The sequence below is a fragment of the Pyrinomonas sp. genome (assembly GCF_040289685.1).
Classification (GTDB): Bacteria; Acidobacteriota; Blastocatellia; order Pyrinomonadales; family Pyrinomonadaceae; genus Pyrinomonas.
The window spans coordinates 88,345-95,654 of record NZ_PSLQ01000004.1 but is presented as its reverse complement, the minus strand read 5'-3'; the positions used below and the strand labels follow the sequence as shown (position 1 = coordinate 95,654).

Below are 7,310 nucleotides of genomic sequence, written 5' to 3'. Positions count from 1 at the left end.
TTAAGAACTTTTTTAACCGCAGGTAGCCACAGCGCTCGACGGGAGCGAGTGTCTCTTCCTCGTTTCAAACGAAAGGCGTTTTTTCAACCTAGGCAGAGAAGATGGGAGGAGTACGGGGAAAGTTGGTGGAGCAGAGGGGGATCGAACCCCTGACCTCCGCATTGCGAACGCGGCGCTCTCCCAGCTGAGCTACTGCCCCACGTGCAACGAACTCAATTTTACCCGTCTCGACCGCGAAGTCAAGTTAACGTCGAGCGAGATCACTGCGGCTTGGACCGTTACGCACAAGCGAAAAACGGTGTGCGTGAAACAAGTTCGTGTTCGCGCAAGGGCACTGGACCGCTACGCGCAAGCTTTATGCTGCGACTTTTTCTCACCCGCTCGGTTCCTGAGCATCGGCCCGTTGCCAAAGAACGTAGTAGCTGCACATTCAGCGAGAGAAATGGAAAAATGGCTGCGCCTCCTCTCGGATGCGCAGCCTTGAAAATCTTTCCCAACGGGAGGAATGCGCTTTTTCGGACAGTGGTTTTGCTGGTTGGCAAAACTTTCCGGAAGCCTGCGGCCTCTTTTCGTCCCAGCGATCCGTTCAGACCGGAGCGTCCGAAAAAGGAACCCTCGCCGACGCAATCTGCCCAAACGAATCGCTCGTCGGTTGAGACGCCAACAGAGCTAAGCTGCCTTGACCGAAGCAGCTTACCGCGAAAGCGAGACGGTCTTCCAGAGCGGCTCTAAGGTGGGCTCATCAGAGTTTGAAATCCCCCGTCCAGCCTGCCGCTGCGCTTTAGACCGCCTTGTTCTCCTTCCGGATACCCAGAAGAAAAGGCGAATGGCACCCAGTTTTCAGAAAAGCGCGAGCGTCAGCGCCACTCTCGCGCCAACGCCTTCAGGTGCAGCTTCTCTCGGAAGAGGTAAGTGCAACGAAACAAAAGGCTTTTCCATCGCTACCCGAGTGCCTCCTCGCTGCAAAGAAAGCAACCGCCGCGACGCCAAGATGTGGCCTGAGGTCATCTCCGCAGCCGACGACGCAATCCGGCACCCAGCCCTGCTAGCCCCGATCCCAAAAGCAAAATCGTGCCTGGCTCCGGAACGGCCGTCGGCAAGCAAGTCACCTTGGCGCTCTGCCCCTGGGGTAGCCCTTGGATGTGCGCGATCACGGTCTGTCCGCTCGCGTTCGCCAGATCGAAATTGACTCCCGTCAGGCCGACCACCGTGAACGTGATCGATTCGCCAGCGGAAAGACGGGCCGGATTGGAAGTCGGGAGCGAAATGAGCACGTCGAACCCACTGAAAGGCGAAAGCGACTGATTGTTTGTGCCGATATTGACGACCAAGCTTGAGAAATCGAAAGTGGTTCCTCCAGCGGCGGAAGTGTTGATGATTCCGCCGTTGCCCGTGGTCTTGGTCGCATTGCTCGGCGTCCCGGAGACGCTGAAGGCGATTTTCGAGATGAACGATCCTGCGGGCGGCGCCGTCGGCCCACTCGAAGCCGAAGAGATGGTGAAGGTTGTATTCCCGCTTGATTCGCTGGCCGTGATCGTAAAGAAGCCGCTGACCGTCACCGGAGGAGCGGTCAACGACGATCCCCCAAGGTTACACGTAAGGGGATCGGCCCCGGCCAACGAAGCGAAAACGAGAACAAACAAGGGGGCAAGAGAGAACGTGAGCGTTCTCCGTGAGAAAACGGACCTCATGTTGATCGGACCTCCTTTCAGGGTCGCCATGCGGCGACGCTCACAAAGTCAGGGTGTGAGGCTTCAGTCCGATGGCGAGATCGGACTCCAAAGCCGCTTCTTTGAGCGCATCGTAGGGCAAACAACCTTCAGGTCGGCGAGAAAGAGGGAGCGAAACTCGGTGTTGGGATGGCAGGCCGCACCCTGCAGTCCGCAATAGCCTCTTCTTTTTTCAATCAGCTCGTCGGAGCTTTTCCAACCTCCTCGCACCAAATGTAAAAGTGGAATTCAAAGCGATTTCCAGAAACCTCACGTTTTTTATAAGGGAGCGCAACCGCTTCAACGCAGTACAACCGCGCTTGACATCCTCCCCACGGCTAAAGCCGGGGTCTCCGCGCCGCCGCAATCTGATGAAAGGATGTAAAATCTTGTTAACAAGGCGGTGTAAAACCTTGTCAACAAGACGGCGGTCGACCACCCTCGCTCTCACACCGAACGCAAAGCCCAGCAAGAAGGGAGGATCAAGAAGCGAGCACAAAGCTCGACGGCGCGTGTCGTCTCAGTTCATGGCGCAAGACGCTCAACCTAAACCCCTTCGAAAAGGGGCGTTTCAGTAACGTTCGAGGCTCAAAGGGCGCGGCGCGGTGCCTTCGAAGAACCAACTGGCACCGACCTTCAGTCGGTGATGCCAGGTCGGCAAGCGCGACGTGTAAAGCGCAAAGCGCGCTTGGCGTCCGAGCGCCCCATCAACGACGAGCCCACTCGTAAGCACGGCAGCGCGTTCGGTTCCCAAACTGACAGCTTCGCCGAGCTCATGGAAGCGGCGCGTTTCGAGCGGGCGTCGCTCAATCAGCGCGCGCACGTTCGCGGCGACCAATCCGGCCTGCTGGTAAGCGAGCTGCGCCGTTCCGACCAACCGCGGACTATCAACGGTGGTGCAGAGGGCGATGTCGCCGAGCGCGAAGACGTTGGCGTGATGACGCACTTGAAGCGTTGGTTCGACGACGATCAACCCGTTTCTATTCTTTTCGACGTCGAGACTTTCGACCAGAGGGTTAGGGCGCACACCACCGGTCCAAATGGCCGCGGCTACCTCGATCTCTTGCTGCTGGCCTTTGTGTTCGACGACGACGCGGCCGGGCGCGACGCGCCGGACGGTGGTCTGCGTATGCACTTCGACGCCCGAAGAGCGCAGAGCCTCCTCGACGTGTCGCCTGATCTCATCATCCATCGTCGGAACCACGCGATCGCTCATCTCGACCACGATCACTCGCGGCGCGCCTTGCAAGCCGCGTCGCCTGAAAGCATCGCGGAGGAGATCGGCCATTTTGGTCGAGAGTTCGACCCCGCTCGCCCCGGCTCCGACGACGATGAAAGTCGTTGCCCGGCGCACATCTTGCGGCGCCGCATCGGGCGGAACGCGATCGAGCACGTCGATCATCAGCATGCGCAAGCGATCAGCGTCAGCCAGTTTGCGAAAGGGGAGCGCGTGCTCTGCTGCGCCCTCGACGCCCGCGTAGTTGGTAACGCCGCCCGTGGCAAGCACCAGCACGTCATACGCGATGCGCCGCGCGCGCCCCTCGACGGCCACTTCCTGCGCCGACAGATCCACCCCGGTCACGCGCCCTTGAACGAAGCGCACGTCCGCTTCGAGCAGTTCTTTGTACCGTGGCGCGATATGCCACGCCTCGACTTCACCGCTCAAGTACTCGTAAAGCAACGGCGTGAAGAGGAAATGATCCTCTTGGCTGATCAACGTCGCATGGCCGACGCCGCCGAGGCCAAGTGTCGTGAACAAGCCGCCGAAACCGCCGCCAACAATGACGATGCGCGCGTCGCTCATGCTTCACCTCGCCAGAAAATCTCGTTCTCCCCGCGATCGTTCGTCCCCAATGGGCGTCTTCGACGAACGACGCTTTGAACTCCGGCTTGGATATTAGCAGAGCAGATGCGGCGGCACCTAATGCACTTCTGTCAGCAAAGCTGGGCGCATCTTGAAAGTGGCTCCTAGCGCTTCGGAGCACGGGCGCAAGTTATGACGAAGCGTTTGCGCGTCTCGAAAGCGAAAGTCACTCTAAGCGCGCCCGAAAACTGCGCGAACCAGATGCAGGACAAGATTCGCCGATGAGCCGATCTCCATCCGCAACGCCCAAAGCTTCAGCCGTCGTGCAAGAACGATCCGCCCCATGCTGGACAGCATGCCGAAGCACGTGTTAAATTGTAATCGCTTTGTAAGTTGAACTTAGCGGTTTCCTGAAGAAGTTCAGGAGGACTGCGGAAGAGGAGGACCATTTCAAGCGGTGGCGTTGACGAAGGAAGTCAAGGAACGAATCGTTCAGCAGTTTCGCACACACGAAAACGACACGGGTTCACCCCAAGTTCAGATCGCGCTTTTGACGGAGCGGATCAACGAGTTGACCGAACACTTCAAGGTTCACAAAAAGGACAACCATTCGCGGCGCGGGCTGCTCAAAATGGTCTCACAGCGTCGCAGTCTGTTGGATTACCTTAGGCGTACGGATATTGAAAGCTATCACGATCTCATCAACCGGCTCGGCCTGCGTCGCTGACAAGGCGCACGGCGAAGCGATAGACGAAGCACAGCTTTATCTCGGTGATACATCCGCGCCCTTTTTGCGCGCAGCCCCTTTTTGCCATGCTGCGCGACGCGGCGCGATGTCGGCACAATCGGGCGGCGCGAGCTTTTCAACCGAAGCTCTCGTCGCCCTTTGATCTATCCGACGCTCACACCACGTGAGCTTCGTGGCGAAGCTCGCCGCTCTTCGGGAAATGCACGCAGGACCGAATTTCCGGAAAGAGACAGATGCTCTTTTCCGAAGGAGACATGGGTTATGACGACAAAGAAGTATTTGAAAGAAACGATCCGCGTCGGCGACCGCGATTTGACCGTTGAAACGGGACGGGTCGCCAAACAGGCCGACGGCGCGGTGATCATCCGCTACGGTGATACGATGGTGTTGGTGACCGCCGTCGGCGCGCGCGAGCCGCGCGAAGGCATTGACTTCTTCCCCCTAACGGTCGAGTACCGCGAACACAATTACGCCGCCGGACGCATCCCCGGCAACTACTTCCGACGTGAAGGGCGCCCAACGGAGAAGGAGATCTTGACCTCGCGCCTGATCGACCGCCCGTGCCGCCCGCTCTTTGCCGAAGGCTACCGAAACGAAACGCAAGTGGCCGCTTCGGTCATCTCCGCCGACCCGGAGAATGACCCGGACGTGATCGCGATCACGGGCGCCTCGTGCGCGCTATACTTTTCCGACATCCCCTTCCACAATCCGATCGCCGGGGTGCGCGTCGGCTTGCTCGACGGGCGTTACGTCATCAATCCGACCTACGAGGAGATTCGCCATTCGCGACTCAACCTCGTCGTCGCTGGGACCGAAGAGGCCATCGTCATGGTCGAAGCCGGAGCCCGCGAGGTCTCCGAAGAGATCATGATCGAAGCCCTCATGCTCGCCCACAAAGAGATCAATCGCCTCTGTCGCTGGCAAAAAGAGCTTTACAAGCATCTTGAGATCGAAAAGCGCCCGGTCGAACCGGAACCGCTCGATGAGGAGATGCTCCGTCGCATCGAAGGCGAATACACCGACCGGCTCCGCGCAGCGCTCGATACGTCGCAACAAGGCAAACTCGCCTCTTACGCCGCAGTGGACCAGCTCAAACGCGAGATCGTCGAATCCTACCCGGAAGATCAACTCGAACAGCGCGCCATGGCCAAGCGCGTCTTCGACTACTTGAAAGAGAAGATCTTCCGCGACGACATCTTGAACCACCGCCGACGCCCCGACGGACGACGCTTCTCCGAAATCCGCCCGATCACGTGCGAAGTCGGTTGGCTCCCGCGCGTGCACGGCAGCGCGCTCTTTACGCGCGGCGAAACGCAAGCGATCGTCACCGCTACGCTCGGCACCAAAGAGGACGAACAGTTTCTCGATGACCTCGAACTCGGCGAGGTCCGCCGCCGCTTCATGCTCAACTATAACTTTCCGCCTTACGCCGTCGGCGAGGTCGGACGCTTCGGCAGTCCTGGGCGGCGCGAGATCGGGCACGGCGCGCTGGCCCGCCGCGCGCTGGAAGCCGTGCTGCCGGACGAAGCCGATTTTCCCTACACGATTCGCGTCGTCTCGGACATCACCGAGTCGAACGGATCGAGCTCGATGGCTTCGGTCTGCGGCGGAAGCCTCGCGCTCATGGATGCCGGCGTGCCGATCAAAACGGCCGTCGCTGGCGTGGCGATGGGCCTCGTGATGGAAGGCAATAAGTACGCCATCCTCTCCGATATCGCCGGGGCCGAAGACCACTACGGCGATATGGACTTCAAAGTGGCCGGCACCAAAGATGGCATTACGGCGTTGCAGATGGATATCAAGATCGCCGGAATCAACGCGCAGATCATGGCCGAAGCGCTCGAACAAGCCAAACGCGGCCGCCTTCACATCCTCTCCATCATGGAGAAAACGATCGCCGAGCCGCGCCCCGGCATCTCGCCTTACGCGCCACGCATCATCCAGATCAAGATCAATCCCGATCGCATCCGCGACGTCATCGGACCGGGCGGCAAGATCATCCGCGCGCTCGTCGAAGAGACCGGCGCGAAGATCGATATCGAGGACGACGGCACCGTCTCGATTGCGACCTCCAACAGCGCCGCAGCACAAGCCGCAGTGGAAAGGATTCGCGGGTTGACGGCGGAAGCCGAAGTGGGCCAGACATACTTGGGAACAGTGACGCGCATCGCCGATTTCGGGGCTTTCGTTGAGATCTTCCCCGGCGTCGAAGGGCTGCTTCACATCTCCGAGATCGCTGCCCACCGCGTGCGCAACGTGCGCGATGAACTGCGCGAAGGGCAGCAGATCATGGTCAAATGCATCGGCAAAGAGGGCAACAAGATCAAACTCTCGCGCAAGGCTGTGCTGCGCGAAGAGCGCCAACGAACTGAAGCCGGAGGCAAGGGCAAGTAAACGCTGCCCCATCGGCCCCGGATGCCAACGAAAGGTTCGCTCCCGAGGCGAACCTTTTTCCCTTTCAGGGACTGATCGGCTCAAAGTCGCCGTCTTGCTGGAACTCGCGGCTCGAAGGCGAACCTATTCTTCGTTCAAGGCTCTTCGCTGCATTGACCCTGAGTCGCAGTGCGCGCCCCGCGACCAACCGAGGAAATGTCGCGCTGAGATGGTGGCGGGCGTTACGCCCAGCACATCTGACAAGCCCCCCTAACCGAAGGGAGTTCAAACCGCCACGCTGACTTCAGCCACGATCGTTTTGTCGCTTCTAAACCGTTGCCGGTTCAGTGAAAGCCACCCCCTTCTTTGAACAAACGCTTTTAACACAGACCTATTTCTTTAAAACTTCTTGTATCAAGGCCTGTTCTCTTCTGGAAATATCGCGCTATTTCGCATCTATCAACTAGTGCACAGCGAGAGCGGCGATCAAAAGGGCTTCCCCCGACGAGTCCTTTATCAGAGGTTCTGTTGTGCGCTTCGCAGGCGATATGGCGCTGTCCGTCCCCTTAGCTTTAGGAGCGTCCTCTTCGCCCAGAGCGAGAATATCACTTCGAAGAAGCAACGCTTCGTAGGGAACGACGTAAGGAGATCCTCGCTGTGAAATATATTTGCCCTA

The 7,310-nt window shown here is 59.0% G+C and carries 4 protein-coding genes and 1 tRNA gene; 2 read left to right on the top strand and 3 right to left on the bottom strand.

The features are described 5' to 3' along the window. Window positions 1-123: 123 nt before the first annotated feature. The 3 genes from C4334_RS02250 to C4334_RS02240 all read right to left on the bottom strand — a co-directional run bounded on the left by C4334_RS02250 (window position 124) and on the right by C4334_RS02240 (window position 3,513). Window positions 124-199, bottom strand: a tRNA-Ala gene (locus tag C4334_RS02250). 805 nt (window positions 200-1,004) lie between these two features. After that, a complete protein-coding gene (locus C4334_RS02245) occupies window positions 1,005-1,574 on the bottom strand; it encodes a PEP-CTERM sorting domain-containing protein (protein WP_352430453.1) in 570 nt (189 codons plus the stop codon). Window positions 1,575-2,280: 706 nt separating this feature from the next. Then, window positions 2,281-3,513 (bottom strand): NAD(P)/FAD-dependent oxidoreductase, encoded by a 1,233-nt coding sequence (locus C4334_RS02240; protein WP_352430452.1) that lies wholly within the window; start codon window positions 3,511-3,513, stop codon window positions 2,281-2,283. 457 nt (window positions 3,514-3,970) lie between these two features. On the opposite strand from C4334_RS02240, the gene rpsO reads away from it, so the two are divergent. Both rpsO and pnp read left to right on the top strand, forming a co-directional pair. Further along, window positions 3,971-4,240 (top strand): 30S ribosomal protein S15, encoded by a 270-nt coding sequence (gene rpsO / locus C4334_RS02235; protein ID WP_352430451.1) that lies wholly within the window; start codon window positions 3,971-3,973, stop codon window positions 4,238-4,240. A 282-nt stretch (window positions 4,241-4,522) separates the two neighbouring features. After that, on the top strand, window positions 4,523-6,655 hold the full coding sequence (gene pnp / locus C4334_RS02230; protein ID WP_352430450.1) for a polyribonucleotide nucleotidyltransferase: 2,133 nt from the start codon (window positions 4,523-4,525) through the stop codon (window positions 6,653-6,655). Window positions 6,656-7,310: the final 655 nt, after the last annotated feature.

Coding starts and splice junctions, on each gene's coding strand:
- pnp (WP_352430450.1), top strand. CDS start 4,523: ATGACGACAAAGAAGTATTTGAAAGAAACGATCCGCGTCGGCGACCGC.
- C4334_RS02240 (WP_352430452.1), bottom strand. CDS start 3,513: ATGAGCGACGCGCGCATCGTCATTGTTGGCGGCGGTTTCGGCGGCTTG.